Here is a 15078-nt window from a genome sequence, read left to right as displayed (position 1 = left end):
TTCTTTCTTCAGAACTCTGGCTAATATTTTAATTTAAGAACTCTCTAACACTTAAGGAATTGAACACTTGCTGAAGTCTGAATTGTAGGTGAGTGTACCTCTTACCTGCATTGATATTGCGAAGGGCAATAGCCAATGCCTTCTTGGTACCGATTAAAATGGCTAATCTTCTGGCCCTGGTCAGGCCCGTGTAAATAAGATTTCTTTGCAAAAGCATAAAATGTTGGGTAACCACAGGCATAATAATGGCCGGATATTCGCTGCCCTGAGATTTATGGACGCTGACTGCATACGCCAGAGTCAGTTCATCCAATTCATCAAAATAGTATTTCACAAGGTGATCTTCGTAATCCACAACTACCTGCCCTTCTTCCGGATCAATCTCTTTTATCCAACCAAGATCACCGTTGAACACTTCTTTTTCATAGTTATTGCGAATCTGCATAACCCGGTCTCCGACTCTGAATATCCTCTGTCCCCGCTTCAACTCTTGACTCTTGGGGTTGAGCCGGGCCTGTAATAGCTTATTCAACTCATTGGTACCCACGTCCCCTTTATGCATAGGAGTGAGCACCTGCACATCCCTTAACGGATTTAAACCATAAACTTCAGGCATGCGTTCACATACCATCCTTATGATTAACTCTTGCACTCTAACCAAATCCTCCTGCTCCACCCAGTAAAAATCTGCATCCGGCGCAGGCTTAGAGCACTTTATCGGAAACTTACCCTCATTTATACGGTGAGCATTTACCACGATCATGCTTTCCATGGCCTGACGAAAAATAGTAGTCAACTTTACAACTGGAATGGCCTCGCTCCTTAGAATATCGGCCAAAATATTCCCCGGCCCGACCGAAGGAAGCTGATGCACGTCACCGATTAAAACCAACCGACAGGTTAGAGGCAGGGCGCGAAGCAAATTCAAACAAAGTGGACCGTCAAGCATGGACACCTCATCTACTATTAATACATCAACAGCCAACTTGTTTTCTTCATTGTGCACCAGTTGTCCCTGGGGCGTAGCGCCTAACAACCGATGGATAGTGCGGGCCTCTCCCCCTGTTGCTTCGGACAGTCGTTTTGCTGCCCGACCAGTAGGCGCGGCCAGTTTAACTTTGAGCCCCAACTGATTAAAAATGTGCACAATCATCCTAGTGATAGTTGTTTTGCCTGTCCCTGGCCCACCGGTGATGACAAAGACTTTATTTGTACACGCTCCCAACACGGCCTGTCTCTGTTCAGGAGTCAGCGTAAGTCGCTCTCTGGCCTCTATCTTGGGTAATATTTGAGAAATCTTGGTTTCGGATATGGCTGCCGGGTGGGTATAAAGATGATACAATCTGGAGGAAATCTCCTTTTCCAGACGATAAAAATAGGTCAGATATACTGCCTGTTTTATGCCTTGTTGGGGAAGATCTTCTTTAAAAATACGTTTGCGCTCAAGAAGGTCATCCAGTGCTTTAAGAATCAAATTCCCATCAATATCCCCAAGGATATCCTGCACTTTTTTGACCAGTTCCTCTTCCGGATAAAACAGATGACCTTGTTCACTTAACTTAAACAAAGTATAGGAAATAGCGGCCTGGAGCCGCTGTTCACTATCAAGAGCAAAACCAAGTTTTAAGGCCATTTTATCGGCTGTTTTAAAGCCAATGCCCTGAATATCATAAGCCAGATCATAGGGATTTTCTTTGAGCTTCCTGACCGAATCCTGGCCATATTTTTTGAAAATACGTGTGGCAAAAGTAGGAGCCACCTCATGGCTTTGCAAAAAGAGCATCAACGCCCTGATCTCACGCTGCTGGGTCCAGGACCGTACAATCATCTCCTTTTTCTTTGGCCCAATCCCTTCCACCTCTAGAAGACGCTCTGGTTCTTTATCAATAATCTCCAGAACCCTGGCCCCAAACTTGTCAATGAGTCTTTGAGCCATAACCGGGCCAATGCCCTTAATCAGATGAGAGCTTAAATAGCGTCTGATTCCATTGATGCTGGCTGGAAATAGCTGCTCAAAATCCTGAACCAAAATCTGACGACCATATTTGGGATGCTCCTTCCAGAAGCCTTTAATTTTGAGCATCTCGCCCGGGGCAATACTTCCCAGGTGGCCACATATGGTCACCAGACCAGGATACTGGCTGGTCCTTATACGAGCAATAGTGTAGCCGTTCTCGGGATTATTATAAACGATATTTATGACTTCAGCCTTGAATTCCTGCATCTATTTAGAAATGTGTCTTTAACGTCCTGTGATAGCTCAATCTGCCCTCGTAGTGCGTGAACCGTAATTGGATAAAAATCTTCCTGTATTTTTTTCTCCAGCTTCCAGCTGTAAATCTCCTTGAACAAACTAACTCCTAACAACCTAAAATCATAGCGGTTATTGACCACATTCGAAACTTATAATTGGGGTACTCGAACCCTGATGGGTGTATAGAAAATAAAATCTCGTCTGAAAGACTGAAGGAATAGGGTTATCGGTACAGACAACAGGCTGTAATTTCAACAATAAAATTGCAAAAAACTCAGCTAAAAGCTGAAAACTACTTCATATTAACAATATCCGGTTGATTGCGTTTTCCTCACGCACCTTTTTTCATTACATGTGCATAACTAATTACTTTCTTAACATTTTTACGTTTTAAAGGCTGGCAGCTTGAAGTTGATGACCCAAAATACGAAATGCTTTTCGCTCTCAGGTTTTTTTAACCTACACGAGGAGGGATTAGAAACGTATAAGAGTCTGTGGCCAAACCATATCAATTAGTTAGAATAATAAAAACACTATGAACAAAAAAATAAGTGAGTTACAATTTTACATTCTTTAACCTCAAAGAGTTACCTACTACAGACACGGAACTAAAACTCATGGCTGCTGCAGCAATAATAGGACTTAAGAGTATGCCAAAAAACGGATACAGGACGCCAGCAGCAACAGGAACGCCCAGGGCATTATAGACAAAGGCGAAAAACAGATTTTGCTTTATGTTGCGGATAGTCGCTTTACTCAGAAGCCTTGCACGCACAATCCCTCGAAGATCACCCTTAACAAGAGTTACTCCGGCGCTTTCCATGGCCACATCAGTGCCGGTTCCCATGGCTATACCAACGTGGGCCTGGGCTAGAGCCGGGGCATCGTTGATGCCATCTCCAGCCATGGCCACAATTCGTCCTTCATTCTGAAACTTTTTTACTACTTCTACTTTATCTTCCGGTAGGACCTCTGCTATAACCTCGTCAATATCCAGTTTTTTGGCTACGGCCTGGGCGGTCTGTTTATTGTCGCCGGTCACCATCACTACACGGATTCCTTCTGCGTGAAGTTGTTCTATCGCCTGTGGAGTGGTATTTTTGATAGGATCTGAGACGCTCAATAATCCTGCAAATTCTCCATCAATACCCACTAACATAACCGTATCTCCTTCAGCGCGCATCTGATCGGCTTGATCTGCAAACTTTCCATAATCAATGCTGAAATCCTTTAGTAGCTTCTTGTTCCCCAAAAGCACTGAGTGTCCTTTAACATTTCCACTGACCCCTTTACCTGTATGCGATTCAAAATCCTTTGGCTCGACCAAATCTACGCCTCGGTCCAATGCACCCTCAACAATCGCTGTTGCCAGAGGATGTTCACTCCCTTTTTCTAGGCTTCCAACCAATTGAAGTATCTCTTTTTCATCAAATGAGCCTGCAGGCACAACTTTTGTCAATCTGGGTTTGCCCTCAGTAAGAGTCCCGGTTTTGTCCACTACCAATGTATCCACCTTGCGAAGTATTTCTATAGACTCGGCATCCCGAAAAAGAATCCCCATGGTTGCTCCCTTGCCCGTGGCGACCATGATCGACATTGGGGTCGCAAGACCTAGAGCACAAGGACAGGCAATGATAAGGACTGAGACTGCGGCGATGAGTGCGTGGGCTATTCGAGGTTCTGGTCCCACCCAGGCCCAAATGACAAAGGCAATGATAGAGGATGCGATTACCGTTGGGACAAAATATGCGGCCACAATATCCGCAAGCTTCTGAATGGGGGCTCTGCTGCGTTGGGCTTCAGCAACCATCTGCACTATCTGAGAAAGTAAAGTTTCTGCCCCGACTTTTTCCGCCTTTATGATCAGGGTGCCTGTGCCGTTAACAGTGGCCCCCACTACTCGATCATTAGGTCCTTTTGCTACCGGAACAGGCTCACCAGTAATCATTGATTCATCAACATTACTTGTTCCCTCAATAACCACTCCATCAACGGGAATTTTTTCTCCGGGACGAACTCTGAGCAAATCTCCAGGTTTGACCAATTCTAGCGGGACGTCTTTTTCTCCGTCATCACTAATCAGTCTTGCAGTCTTTGGTGCCAACCCCAGGAGGGCTTTGATTGCCGCACCTGTTTGACTACGGGCCTTAAGTTCAAGCACCTGGCCAAGGAGTACCAGGGTGACAATTACTGCTGAGGCCTCAAAGTATACTCCAACCATACCATCTGGCCCCCGCAACGAAGGGGGAAATATCCCGGGGAAAAGCGTGGCCACCAGGCTATAAATGTAGGCGACTCCCACACCAAGGCCGATTAGAGTAAACATGTTTAAACTTTTATTGACCACGGAATACCAGGCCCGAACAAAAAACGGCCAGCCACACCACAAAACTACAGGAGTTGCAAGGATAAGTTCAAGCCAGTGGTAAAACTTGGTAGAGGCCCAAAGATCCAAGACCCCGCCACCAGGGATAATATCTCTCATGGCAATGATAACCAGAGGGATCGTGAATACTGTACCAACCCAAAAACGTTTCCACATGTAATCCAGTTCGGGATTTTTTTCGTCCATTGCTGTTGCTGCACGGGGCTCCAAAGCCATTCCGCAGATAGGGCAGCTACCAGGTTCATTACGGACCACTTCCGGGTGCATAGGGCACACCCATTCTGGGCTGGAACCTTGAGACTCCGGGAGAATGGGTTCTAAGGCCATTCCGCATTTGGGACATGATCCCGGAGCATCCTGTTTAATTTCAGGATGCATGGGACAGGTATAGATTTGGCTTTTATGAGAAAGTTCTCTGGTATCAGTGGACACATTGTCGAAATTATCCTGAATCCCTCCACCGATATAATCTTTGGGATTGTGACGAAATTTTTCCAGGCAGTGTTTGCTGCAGAAATAATAAGTTTGTCCATTATGTTTATGTTGAAGGAATTCGTTTTCATTTTCAGTCTTCATTCCGCAAACAGGATCAACAAATTCCTTCTTAATGCTATGGGCATGTTGAGAATGTCCTTTTCTAGTTCCGTTTGTACTATGGTTATGCATTGCTCTCCCTCTCTTTCCGACAATTGTTCTCGGGCAGAGGCGTAAAACATAAATTAGAAAAACCGAAGGCAGAGAATGAGTAACCTCAAATTCTCTTACCTTCGGCCATAATTCCTTCTATTTTCAGTCAGCTAAGGGGCTTAATCATCTTCTTCATGAAAGTACATCCCAGGATGCATCATCCCTGGACCCATCATGCCTGGACCCATCATCATTCCAGGCTGCATCATGCCGCCCATCATGCCCATTCCTCTACCCATCATGGGGAAAATGAAACCTTCTTTTTTAAGTTCAATTTGCATAGATACCTGCTCTTTTAAAAGCTTAGCTCGAAGTTCACTAATGTCATCAACAAGACTGTTTACCTTTTTCATGTCAATCTTTTCATCAAGCAAGGCAGCCTTTAATCGAAGCTGCTTGGAATACAACTTTTGAAAAATGTTTTGGATCACGCCAGAATGTTTTTGATAAATCTTTTGCAAAACTTCCTGTTTTTCTCTTGGAATCTGAGCGTACATACCTTGATAGCCAGGCATGACAGCAGCCCCTCCCATCATCCCGCCTCTCTGGCCATGACCACTTGGGCTCGCAAAGCTTAGAGGACTCACCATCAGAACAGCCAAAATAGCCAAGAAGATAACTTTTGCGTTTTTGAGATTCATAAAAACTCCTTTGTTTAAAGGTTTAATATTAATTATTGCCAGAATGACGTTTGTATCAATTTATTTTCAATAGAGTCTGTGGCCAACCCCCATTTTGACTACCGGATTGGAAATCCTGGTTTCTTGAAAGCATTGCAAAGGGCTGGGTAGTCCATCTTGGCGAAGCTTGCGGATAAGCAGAGCATAGGGGGGACAAAGCTAAATATCTGGGACTCTTTGCCATAACTATCAACAATAAAAAGAATATTCATTAATCCCAAATGCCCCATTATGCTCTGCCCGCAAGCAAGCTATAGATGGGTCCGTGCATTTGCACCAGCTTGAAAGAAATCGGGATTGAAAAAAATTATGAAAAATTGTCCTCTGATTGTCCTCTGAGTAAGGTTTAGCCACAGACTATATAGTGAATACGTAGCGATAAAATTATGTAATTTGATAAGAACATCATAAGCTACCTTTTCCACCTTTAATGACGTTAAGGCATTTTTTTCTTTTTTTCCACTATTATTTTGAAAAAAAAGATCGGTAAATTTCCATGATGGAATCAAGCCTGGTTCGGAGAAAAAATCTTACATTTTCCGGACCTACCCTTTTATTCTGGACATGGAATAAGGAGGGAAATTTTATTGAGGCAATTGGCTGGAGGCCTTTGGATAAGTTTTCTTGCAGAGCTAACTTATGGATGATTCCAATCGCAGAAATAGTGCGGTTACTAGTGAAAACTCCAGTTATTAACAAATAACTTAACAGATATGGAAGGGAAAAGTAGCCTCTTTCAAATTCAGCTTAAAAAAGGAATTAAAAGCTCAGGAGTTAAATGAAAGACCACACCCATGATCACATTCCATAACCTAACTTGCTTGCAAACAATCCTGACACACGCCGTCGAAACGAATTTCAATACCTTCTATGCGGACGGGCAAATCTTTGTACGCATCGTTTATAGCTACTGGTAGTTTATGCATAGAAATACACTGCATCTGTCCACATTCTTTGCAATAAAAATGGCAGTGGCCATCATTATTTTCTGCCGATGCAAAACAATATCTAAACGACCTGTCTCCTGCACTATGTCTGTAAATAATCTTCTTCTCCACGAAGAGATCTAAAATCCGGTACAAGGTTACCTTGTTTATCGAGATCTGAGTAATAAGTTCTTGAAGGATTTCCTGAGCAGTTACAGGACGTCTTTTATTGACTATCAAAGACAAAACCATAACACGATGATGGGTTGGCTCAAGTCCGGCACCATGTAAAATGCCTCGCACTTCATAGTTCATTTCTATTTTATTATTCATCTCTTTTTAAGATAAACTAAGATTCCTGGAAAAATCTTTTATGACAAAAATCAATACACAAAAAAATAAAAAAAGTAAGGGTAGCTACAGCAATTATAGACGCTCCCGAAGTGATATTAAAGGTAAAAGACACCCATAGACCCAAAATACAAAAAACAATGCTCCACAGGATGGATTTAAACATCATTTGGGCTAGAGACAAGCACTTTCTCTCCGCCAGATAGGCCGGTATTGTTAGCAAGGCAATGACCAAGATCAGGCCCACTACCCGAACAATCATGACCACGGACACCGCGACTAAGCTCAAGAGGAGAAAATAATAAAATGTCACTGAAAGGCCAAGTGTTTTGGCATATTCTCGGTCAAAGGACATGACCAGAAAACCTCTGTAAAGTATGGTAACCAGGCCAACAATAAACAAGTCCATGACCAGCATAACCCAAAGATCAGAGTCAGGGACGGTGAGGATACTACCAAAAAGGTAACTCATTAAGTCCACGTTGTACCCTGGGGTCAAATCAATAAGAATAATACCAAAGGCCATGCCCGCTGCCCAGATCAGACCTACCACGGTATCTGTGCGGTTATTACGGTTTAGAGTAATTGCCCCCAAAAGACCTGAGGTAAACAGGGTAAATCCAAGGGTGCAGGGCAGGACCGGAAGTCCCAAAAAAAAGGCCAGGCCCACTCCTCCATAAGCACTATGGGCAACCCCTCCGGCCAAAAATACCAAACGATTGACCACAACAAGGGACCCAATAATCCCACAGGCAATACTGGTTAAAATACTAGCCCATAATGCGTTTTGCATGAAGGGCAAATTCAGGAGGTCAAGCATTTCTAATTCTCCTTAGAACCTGTGGCCAAACCCTGTTTTAACCGCTGATTGAAAGTCTTGGTTTCTGAAATGCATTACAAACGGCTTGGGTAACCCATCTAGACGAAGCTTGCGGAAAAACAGAGCATCGGGATGAATGGGCTACACATTTTGCGATGTTGACCATAACTATCGATAATAAAAAGAATATTCGTTTACCCAAAACATCCCATTATGCTCTGTCCGCAAGCAAGTGTTAGATGGGTCCAAGTCTTTGTACCAGCATGAAAGAAACCAAGACTAGAATAAACCATGAAAATTAATTGATAAAAAGATTCGGCTACAGGCTCCTTAGCTCCCCTGGATTACGCGTTTGTAAATCTTTTAAAGACGCTTTTAACTCTGTTCAATTAAGGTCTATCTTGCTTTGCTCCGCTGTCTTTCGAGCTTCAGGCTCTTCAAAAAGAGTTGAAACACCGTCTATAAAGTGCCCCATAGGACAAGGGTGGTCGTGGATACCATAAAGAAGGTCGAGCATCTCTCTGGTTAAGTTCCTGTCTTGGCCCATAATGATTCTTTTATTCACCACAGCAATCCTGCTAATCTGCGATGAAGCCACAATCAGATCATGGGTGACCACAAGCACAGTGACTTCCTCTCCCAACTTAGCCAAAAACTCATAAATACATTGTTTGCCCTGTGGATCAATACTGGCTGTTGGTTCATCAAAGATTAGAAGCTCTGGTTCAGAGACCAGGGCCCTGGCCACCAGCACCCGCTGTTTCTGACCTCCGGAAAGCTCATTAATGCGGCTGTGGGCCAATTTGTGCATACCCACCTTTTCAAGGGCTTGATAAGCTTGCTTTTTTTCCTTCCGACTAAAGGTAAAACCAAGCCTTCTGTTCCCAAGGCCCATTAAAACAACCCCTAAAACAGTGATCGGGAAAAGGTCTCTATCCGGCCTATGTTGAGGAACATATCCTATACGTTTATAGCTCTTATGAGGTTCCTGACCAAAAACCAGCACTTGGCCCTTGTCAGGCTTTAATAAGCCCAGAATAATTTTTAGCAACGTGGTTTTGCCACCTCCATTTGGCCCTAAAATAGCCACGAATTCACCGTGGTCTATTCTCAAGTCCACATCTTCCAAAATTAAATGATCTCCATAGGCCAAACTAACGTTTTTAAGCTCAATTACTGGCGAATTCATTGGATTTGTCTTAAATTTTATTTGTTAAATGTCAGGAGGTAGTCTTTGGAGTTTAGTTATCCTGCACTCTAATCCCCAGCTCCTAAACCCCACCTTAGAACTTTGGCTATCCGCAGCAGATTGTCCTCCCAATCATAGGCCAGAGGGTCAAGGCTGACCACCTGCCCACCAATAGCCTTCGCAATGACCTGTGCGCTTTTCGCTGAAAACTGCTTTTGAACAAAAACGACTTTGATACCTTCTCTTTTGGCTAGCTGCACAAGCTTTTGTAAAACCCTGACACCTGGTTCTCTGCCCTCTACTTCAATCGGAACCTGCTTAAGCCCAAAATCTTGGGCAAAATATCCCCAGGAAGGATGAAAAACCATAAACTTGCGTGAGTTAAGTCTTGAAGGTTCTAAAATTTCTTTAATTTTTTTCTCCAGTTCATCTATACTTTTGCAAAAACGATTAAAATTTCTTTTATATTCAGCAGAATGGATGGGATCAACGGCAGCAAGAGCTTTAAAGATATTCTCAGCCTGAATTTTGACCAGCCTGGGCGAGAGCCAAATATGAGGATCTTTCATTCCTGTCCGGTCATGGTGATGTTCTACTCGATGCTCCTGATGATTGTCGCTTACGCTATTCAAAATTCCTTCAATTTGCTCCATATGCCTTTTCTCGATCCCGGCATCTGTATGCACAATAAGAAGCTTAGGATTTAACCCGGCAAACTTTTTTAGCCATACACGCTCAAAAGGGACACCTATAGCAAAATAAGCCCTTGCCTGTCTGAGCATGACCATTTGTCTGGGTCTTGGCTCATAGGTGGCCGGGCTTGCCCCAGGCATCACCATAACCTGGACATCTACTAAATCTCCTCCAATTTTGTGCACAAAGTATTTCTGAGGTAAAATACTTACAAACACCAGTGTCTTTTGCGCCCAGGCTTTGCCCTCTGGAAACAAAAGAAAAATAAGCAGGATCAAAACCCACAACTTGGTCTGACGCATAAGCTTCCCTCCCAGAGCTATGCAACTATGTTGCATTGAGCTTGTGCAACAGAGTTGCACAACCTGTCAAGACAATTCACAGTATGGTGCATCCAAGTTCACTTCCATTCCATGCGCAACTCTCCTGAAGACAGCTTTTGCAACTGTTCTTGGTCAAGGATATGAAACTCGCGACCACGCACAGCAATAAAGCCTTTTTCCACCATTTTCTTAATTACGCGGCTCATGGTTTCAGGAGCTACGCCAATTATTTTTGCCAACTCTCTTTGAGAGATGTTTAACCTGAGCACAGTGTTACCTGTATTTTTATCTCTAGATGCCCCCTGAACAAAAAAAGCAGCCAAACGTTGCGGCACATCCATGAGAGACAGGGATGTAATAGTATCCATGGCCTGTTTAAGCTTATAACTCAGGATAGAAAGGATTTTAAACATAAGATTGGGCTCTTCTTGTACCAAATTTTTAAAAGTGTTACCAGATATGACAAAGACAGTACTGTCTTTAAGTGCGACAAAGTTTCCCGGGGCTCCCTCTTCAGAAAAAGTATGAACCAGACAAAAGGTCTCGCCAGGGCGAAACAGGTTCAATATCTGCTCTTTGCCTTCATAGGATATTCTTGAAAGCTTGATCCTTCCGGAAATAACCAGATAAAATGCCTGGAACTGCTGTGACTGCCGCATGATAGTCTCACCAGCCTTGTAAGATTTAACCTGTCCGGAACGAGCCAGAATCGTTAAATCTTCCTCTGGCAAATCCTCAAAGATAAAACTTGTTCGCAATAATGTTGTTAATTGGTTCAAAGAGTACATCTTTTCTCCTTTAACTGCTCCTAACTAGTTTAAGATGACCTTTTCACGAGACAATTTTGTTGTTAATATTGTTCTGGATCAATATGTATATTTTTACATTTACATTGCAAACATATATATCTCAACATTTTACCATTATGCACATACACACATTAAATCCATGTTACCTGATAGGATAAAAAATTTTAAATACCATTAAATACAACAATGTAAAATTTAAAAAACATTAAACTTATTATTACATTGATTACACTTAACATTTTAAATTCAGATAGAAAATATCTATTAAAAAACCTTCTATTAAATACTTACATAAATGCAATCTATACTTATTGATTTATATTTTTTTTACATTAATAAGCATTCGATTGGTATTAATTATAGTTCAAACTTTTACACTCAATTTCTCAAATTTTAACGTATAATACCTTGATATATAAAATTAATTTTATAATATATATTTTTTGTTTTTTTATACAAAAACCTTAAAAAGATTTCTTCCATCATTTGCCTTCTAAAACCCACCTCAAAAAACTTTTTCTTAATCTTTATATCAGAGCAAGCCCCTTCAGTTTTCGTCTCTCATAACCTTCTCTCTAAAAAAATACAAAAAAAATTATTACTGGAGTTTGTGTCAAACTTTGCAAAGTCTACCTACTTTTGACTTTCTCTCTCTAACATCTAAAGTCAGTATCATCGTAAAATCGTTTCCTTGGGGAGGTATCATTGAATTCTTTTTTTAATCTGCCTTTTTATGGCCTGGGTCTAAACTTAGACCCTCTTTTAGAGCGAAGCCAAACCTTAAAATTAACCCCTATCCATGGGAAAAGACAAACAATTTGGTTTCAGAACATTCCCATAACCGCAGGTATTGACCTGCTCATTTATCTTAACCGTGAAACAAGAGGCAGTTAAAAAACCTTAAACCATGAGGAGGGATTATGAAACTAGGTCGTAGAGAGTTTATAAAACTTTCAGCAGCGGCCACTACGGCAACCGCATTCGGTGGTTTAGGTTTTAATCTAAAACCTACTACTGCCAGAGCCCAGCTATTAAAGCTTAGATGGGCCAAAGAAAGCACTTCCATTTGCTGTTACTGCGCCGTGGGCTGTGGACTTATTGTCCACTCTGCCAAAGAAGGTCCCGGACGGATTATCAATGTTGAAGGCGATCCGGATCATCCCATCAACGAAGGCGCCCTTTGTGCCAAAGGCGCTTCCATCTATCAACTTGCGGAAAATGATAACCGACTAACCAAGGTTTTATACCGAGCTCCCGGCAGTGACCACTGGGAAGAAAAATCCTGGGACTGGGCATTGGATCGCATTGCCCGCAAAGTTAAAGAAACCAGGGATCAAACCTTTGCTCGCTATAATTCCAAAGGACAAGAAGTAAACCGCTGCGAGGGTCTGGCTTCTGTAGGTTCAGCAGCCTTAGACAATGAAGAATGCTGGATCTACCAGGCCATGATTCGCGCCTTGGGTGTTACCTATATAGAACATCAGGCACGTATCTGTCATAGTTCTACAGTAGCGGCTCTTGCAGAATCATTTGGACGCGGTGCAATGACCAATCACTGGATCGACATAAAAAACAGTGATTGCATCCTGGTTATGGGTAGTAATGCCGCTGAAAATCATCCTATTTCTTTTAAATGGGTCATGAGGGCCAAAGACAAAGGAGCCAAACTCATTCACGTTGACCCCCGCTTCACCAGGACTTCCAGTAAAGTAGATATCTATGCCCCTCTCCGTTCAGGGACAGATATCGCCTTTTTAGGCGGCATGATCAAATATATCTTGGATAATAACCTTTATTTTAAAGAATATGTAGTCAACTATACCAATGCCTCTTTTATTGTAAACCGAAAATATAAATTTAAAGATGGTCTCTTTGCCGGATTTGATCCTAAAACTGGCAAATACGACAAATCCTACTGGGCTTTTGAACTGGATAAAAACGGCAACCCCAAAAAAGACCATCACCTCAGGCATACCCGCTGTGTATTTCAACTCTTAAGGAAGCACTATAAACGATACACTCTAGATCGCGTATCTGAAATTACAGGAACGCCCAAAGCAAAGCTTATCGAGGTTTACAAAACTTATACAGCTACAGGTAAACCAGATAAATCCGGAACCATCATGTATGCCATGGGCTGGACCCAGCATACAGTGGGTGTGCAAAATATCCGTGCCATGGCCATGATACAGCTCCTCCTGGGCAATATTGGTGTTGCCGGTGGCGGAATTAATGCGCTGCGTGGGGAGTCCAATGTCCAAGGCTCTACTGATCATTGTCTGCTTTATCATATTTTGCCTGGCTATCTGAAAACGCCCAAAGCGTCTCAACCAACATTGGATGCGTACAATAAAAAATATACACCAAAGAGCAATGATCCAAAGAGTGCCAATTGGTGGCAAAATTATCCCAAATACTCGGCCAGTCTGCTCAAGGCTATGTATATGGATGCAGATATCCACGAGGCCTATCACTGGCTGCCCAAATTGGATGATGGGCAAAACGCTTCCTTCCTGGTCCTCTTTGATGAAATGCTAAAAGGCAAATTCAAAGGCTTTTTTGCATGGGGGCAAAATCCAGCCAATGGTTTAGCCAACTCCAATAAAGCACGTAAGGCATTAAGCCAATTGGACTGGATGGTTGTGGTCAATATCTTTGACAACGAGACCGCGTCCTTCTGGAAAGGCCCGGGCATGGATCCCAAAAAGGTAAAGACAGAAGTCTTTTTCTTGCCCTGTGCTGTTTCCGTGGAAAAAGAAGGTTCTATCACCAATTCGGGCCGCTGGATGCAATGGCGCTACGCTGCAGCCAAGCCCCTTGGTGATTCCAAGCCCGATGGAGATATCATCTGCGAACTGTTTGAGAGGATAAAACACCTGTACCAGACAGAGGGAGGAGCTTATCCTGAACCTATCGTCAACTTGAGCTCGGAAAAATGGGGCAACAAAAAGAACGTATATGACCCACATGCAGTGGCCAAAATTGTCAATGGCTACTTTCTCAAGGATGTGACAGTTAAAGGCAAAACCTTCAAAGCCGGCACACTAGTACCAAGTTTTGCTTATCTCCAAGCTGATGGTTCTACCTGTTCCGGCAACTGGTTGTATTGTGGCTCATACACAGAAAAAGGTAACATGGCTGCCCGACGCGATAAAACCCAAACACCTGAACAGGCTAAGATTGGCCTTTTCCCCAACTGGTCATGGTGCTGGCCGGTCAACCGCAGAATCCTGTATAATAGAGCATCAGTTGATCTTAAAGGACGTCCCTACGCACCACAAAAACCAGTCATTGCCTGGAATGGTCAGAAATGGGTTGGCGACGTGCCTGATGGAGGATGGAAGCCAGGAGCCAAGTACGCATTTATCATGCGCAAACATGGCCACGGACAGATATTTGGCCCTGGCAGGGTAGATGGTCCGTTCCCGGAACATTACGAACCTCTGGAGTGCCCAATTAAGTCACATTCCCTGTCCAAGGTACTGTACAACCCCACAGCCCTTAAATTTGATGGTGAAATGGAGAAAAGGACATCTTGTGACCCAAGATACCCCTTTGTGTGCACCACCTATCGGCTCACCGAACACTGGCAAACTGGCGTTATGACAAGATGGCAGCCCTGGCTTTTGGAGGCGGAACCACAACTCTTTGTGGAAATAAGTCCTGAATTGGCAAAACTACGGGGAATTAAAAACGGAAAAAAAGTCATTGTAGAAAATGAAAGAGGTCAGGTTGAAGCAGTAGCCATGGTTACCTCAAGAATGAGACCGTTTAAGATCATGGGACAAACAATACATCAGGTTGGACTGCCCTGGCACTATGGTTGGATCTATCCAAAAGATGGCGGTGATGCGGCCAATATCCTCACTCCGTCAGTAGGCGATCCAAACACTGGCATCCCGGAAACCAAGGCCTTTATGGTTAATGTTCGCAAAAAATAAGGAGGTAGCTTATGGACGG

General features: G+C 43.1%; 9 protein-coding genes. 1 reads left to right on the top strand and 8 read right to left on the bottom strand.

Features of this window, described 5'->3' with window-relative positions:
- Positions 1–28: 28 nt before the first annotated feature.
- The 8 genes from recD2 to AC3WVG_RS09805 all read right to left on the bottom strand — a co-directional run bounded on the left by recD2 (position 29) and on the right by AC3WVG_RS09805 (position 11097).
- Positions 29–2224 carry an SF1B family DNA helicase RecD2 gene (recD2, locus tag AC3WVG_RS09840; RefSeq protein WP_488797955.1) on the bottom strand — a complete coding sequence of 732 codons (2196 nt, stop codon included), beginning with the start codon at positions 2222–2224 and terminating at the stop codon, positions 29–31.
- Between the two features lie 586 nt (positions 2225–2810).
- Entirely contained in the window at positions 2811–5306 is a 2496-nt protein-coding gene (locus tag AC3WVG_RS09835) for a heavy metal translocating P-type ATPase (protein ID WP_488797954.1), read from the bottom strand.
- Between the two features lie 140 nt (positions 5307–5446).
- A complete protein-coding gene (locus AC3WVG_RS09830) occupies positions 5447–5968 on the bottom strand; it encodes a periplasmic heavy metal sensor (protein WP_488797953.1) in 522 nt (173 codons plus the stop codon).
- An 851-nt stretch (positions 5969–6819) separates the two neighbouring features.
- A complete protein-coding gene (locus AC3WVG_RS09825; protein WP_488797952.1) occupies positions 6820–7266 on the bottom strand; it encodes a Fur family transcriptional regulator in 447 nt (148 codons plus the stop codon).
- Positions 7267–7282: 16 nt separating this feature from the next.
- Complete coding sequence (locus AC3WVG_RS09820; protein ID WP_488797951.1) at positions 7283–8104, bottom strand: metal ABC transporter permease; 822 nt, start codon at positions 8102–8104, stop codon at positions 7283–7285.
- A gap of 385 nt (positions 8105–8489) precedes the next feature.
- Positions 8490–9293: a metal ABC transporter ATP-binding protein gene (locus AC3WVG_RS09815; protein WP_488797950.1), complete on the bottom strand. Its 804-nt coding sequence runs from the start codon at positions 9291–9293 to the stop codon at positions 8490–8492.
- Positions 9294–9361: 68 nt separating this feature from the next.
- Positions 9362–10288 carry a metal ABC transporter solute-binding protein, Zn/Mn family gene (locus AC3WVG_RS09810; protein ID WP_488797949.1) on the bottom strand — a complete coding sequence of 309 codons (927 nt, stop codon included), beginning with the start codon at positions 10286–10288 and terminating at the stop codon, positions 9362–9364.
- A 98-nt stretch (positions 10289–10386) separates the two neighbouring features.
- Positions 10387–11097, bottom strand: coding sequence for a Crp/Fnr family transcriptional regulator (locus AC3WVG_RS09805; RefSeq protein WP_488797948.1), 711 nt, complete (start codon positions 11095–11097; stop codon positions 10387–10389).
- A 941-nt stretch (positions 11098–12038) separates the two neighbouring features.
- On the opposite strand from AC3WVG_RS09805, the gene fdnG reads away from it, so the two are divergent.
- Entirely contained in the window at positions 12039–15059 is a 3021-nt protein-coding gene (fdnG, locus tag AC3WVG_RS09800; protein WP_488797947.1) for a formate dehydrogenase-N subunit alpha, read from the top strand.
- Positions 15060–15078: the final 19 nt, after the last annotated feature.

The organism is Desulfovulcanus sp. (assembly GCF_982781345.1).
This window is presented reverse-complemented; position numbering and strand designations above follow the sequence as displayed.